2 protein-coding genes are annotated in these 3,236 nt (G+C 41.8%); both read left to right on the top strand.

Features of this window, described 5'->3' with window-relative positions:
* Nucleotides 1–63: 63 nt before the first annotated feature.
* Complete coding sequence (locus CAG68_RS05600; RefSeq protein ID WP_047008505.1) at nt 64–2,007, top strand: TonB-dependent receptor domain-containing protein; 1,944 nt, start codon at nt 64–66, stop codon at nt 2,005–2,007.
* Nucleotides 2,008–2,039: 32 nt separating this feature from the next.
* Nucleotides 2,040–2,918, top strand: coding sequence for an alpha/beta hydrolase (locus tag CAG68_RS05595; protein WP_161440902.1), 879 nt, complete (start codon nt 2,040–2,042; stop codon nt 2,916–2,918).
* Nucleotides 2,919–3,236 lie beyond the last annotated feature (318 nt).

Genomic DNA, 3,236 nt, shown 5'->3' with positions numbered 1-3,236 from the left:
TATGTTAATCAGGTTTAATTGATAATAATTATTAATTGCAATTACATTTTAAGCCTATTCAATATGAAGCCTCTTTTCACATACTCTCTATTTTCTACATCAGTTGTTTCTGCTTGTATTACTGTACCTATGGTCGTTGTTGCAAATGACCAGTTACCTGAGACTGGTATCAATACAACAGCAATGGAAACCGTAGTGGTTACAGCCTCTGGTTACGAACAGAATGTCACAGAAGCGCCAGCAACAATAAGTGTTCTCACCCGAGAGCAACTTGAAAATCGCTCATATAAAGATTTGACTGATGCTTTAAGTGATATACCTGGTGTAACCGTTACAGGAGGTGGTGATGGCCAAGATATCTCAATTCGAGGTATGCCTGCTCAATATACGGCCATTCTTGTTGATGGCAGGAAGCAGTCTGGTCGAGAAACTCAAACTAATGGTAGTACGTTTACTGAACAAGACTGGCTTCCCCCGTTGAGTGCAATTGAACGTATTGAAGTTGTACGTGGCCCTATGTCAACCCTTTATGGGTCTGATGCTTTGGGTGGTGTGATTAATATTATTACGCGTAAAAATTATCAAGAGTGGCACGGAAGCTTGCGTGCAGAAACGACGCTTCAAGAAAATTCAAAATCTGGCAATAGCTATCAAGGGCAGCTTTACCTTGCTGGCCCTGTCATTGATGGTCTGTTGAGTACTTCTTTGACTGGACTGTATCAGGAAAGAAAAGAAGATGAAATTGAAGGTGGTTATGCAGGTAAGACACTCGACAACTATCGAGCTTCTTTGTACCTCACACCTACCTCGGATGACACTTTTACTCTGGAGTTCACCAATCATAACCAAGAGCGAGAGACCACTCTAGGTAAATCAGTGGAGCGAGAGTCTCAAGTTGCAGTACGAGAATATGAACGCCAATCTATTGGTTTTAGCCACGACGGAAACTACTCTTGGGGTACAAGTTCTTCATTTATCAGTAATGAAACAGTAAAAAATATCGGTGCAGATAAAGAAGTCGAGAATAGTCAAATTAATACGCAATGGGGTCTGCCTCTTAATGCTCACTACTTAACACTGGGCGCATCTTTCGAGCAAAAGGATCTGACTGATAATAAACTGTCATTGACCTCTAAAAACAAGCAATGGGCAGTATTTGCTGAGGACGAGTGGTATCTCACGGATACATTCGCTCTCACCCTTGGTTTACGTTACGACGACAATGAGATCTTTGACGGGCAATTTAGCCCAAGAGCTTACGGGGTCTGGTCTATTGACCCTAGTTGGACGCTAAAAGGTGGTGTGTCTACGGGTTATCGAGCACCTAGTTTGACACAAATGGACGAAGAGTGGGTTCAAGAGAGCTGTAGAGGACGTTGTTCTATTTACGGTAATCCAGACTTAACAGCAGAAACCTCCATCAATACAGAGATGGGACTGTATTACGTTAATGAGCGAGACCTTTCTGCAAACATTACTTTGTTTTACAGCGACTTCAAAGACAAGATCGAAAGTGAGTTTGTCGATCCGACTTGTACTGATAGTAGAAGTTGCGACCGCACTTACGTCAACATTGATGATGCGATCAGCTATGGTGCAGAAAGTTCCGTATCTAAGGGTATTACAGAGTCAATTACACTAAGTGCGACCTACTCGTATACTCGTAGTGAAAAGAGCACTAATGACGATGATGATGGCTTGCCTCTTGTACAAGCACCTGAACATATCTTCTCACTTAATGGTGATTGGGCAGTGCGTGATGATGTTGCTTCATGGGCCCGTATGAACTATCAAGGCAAAGAGAAAAACAACATTACTAGTGATAGCACAAGAACTTTGGCACCTTCTATTACTTACGTTGATCTCGGTGTGAACTGGCGTGTAACTAAGAATGTGAAGTTAATGGCAGCGGTTTATAACTTGTTCGATGAGCAAACCACAGAGGAAGAGTTTGGCTACATTGAAGATGGCCGACGCTACTGGTTAGCTGCTGAAGCGACTTTCTAATCTACTCACTTTTTTAAGCGAATAACAAAACAATGAATACGAAAATTAAGTCTGCGATGACCTCTGTGCTACTTATGCCCTTTGTCTGTTTGGCTGGGGAGTTCAATGTAGAGAAGGATATCTTGTTCAAAACTGTAGGTGAAAGAGAGATTAAACTCGATCTTTATACTCCTTCGGTTGAATCAAATACTCAGTACCCGTTATTAGTCTGGGTACATGGTGGTGCATGGAAACGTGGGAGCAAAGACGCCATCCCAGAAAAGAACCCATTATTACTTCAGTCTGTGTTGAATGAAGGTTATGCGCTAGCTTCAGTTGATTATCGTTTAAGTGGAGAAGCGATCTTTCCTCAACCAGTACAAGACATTAATGATGCACTGAACTATTTGTACGACAATGCTGAAAAGCTCGGTATTAAAGCGGACAATGTTGTGATAATGGGACGCTCTGCTGGCGGGCACCTCGCTGGCTTTATTGGTGCGACTAACTCGGCATACAACCAAGTAGATTTCTATGAGCCACCAAAGTACAAGGTCTCAGCCGTAGTAAGCTTTTTTGGCCCTACCGATTTACTTGAGTTAAGTAATAAAGGTGGCAAGAAAACCAGCAAAAAATCGTCTGTATCTCGTTTCTTAGGAGATATTCCAAACAATATTCCAAAGCTTGCCAAGAAAGCATCAACGACGAGTTATGTGAATGAAAATACTCCACCATATATACAGTTACACGGCACCTTGGATAAGCGAGTGCCTCTATCTCAAAGTGAGATACTTAAGGCTAAGCTTGATGAGCATGGAGTTACCAACCAACTTTTCATTGAAGAAGGTGTAGGACACAGTGCACCTGTCTTTGATACCGAGAAGTACGTTACTCATGTTTTGGACTTCTTAAATAAACACTTTCCGAACTAACGCTCTAGTCAATATAAGGCTTAAAAGTTCAAGGGGAAATACTGAGCCAACTGTGATTACAGTTGGCTTTTTCATGTATCTCTATTGGGCATTTTATCATTCTGATTAATGGGAGCGGCTGGCTCATTTTCAGGCAGTGGTTGAATAAATCTATGGCTACTTTAGGGTATGTATTCTAACGTACTTCTGTCCAGATTCATTCTAGAGATGATCACAGTTTGTGTGATCCCAGTTTCGCTAAATCTGGCTGAAACGTTCCTGACCAAGACTAATATCCCCAACATGAACTTCAATCGCTAGTCAATGGCGCATTCAATC

It is taken from the genome of Vibrio sp. V42_P2S4T144, assembly GCF_009904715.1.
In the GTDB taxonomy this organism is placed as follows: domain Bacteria; phylum Pseudomonadota; class Gammaproteobacteria; order Enterobacterales; family Vibrionaceae; genus Vibrio; species Vibrio alginolyticus.
This window is presented reverse-complemented; position numbering and strand designations above follow the sequence as displayed.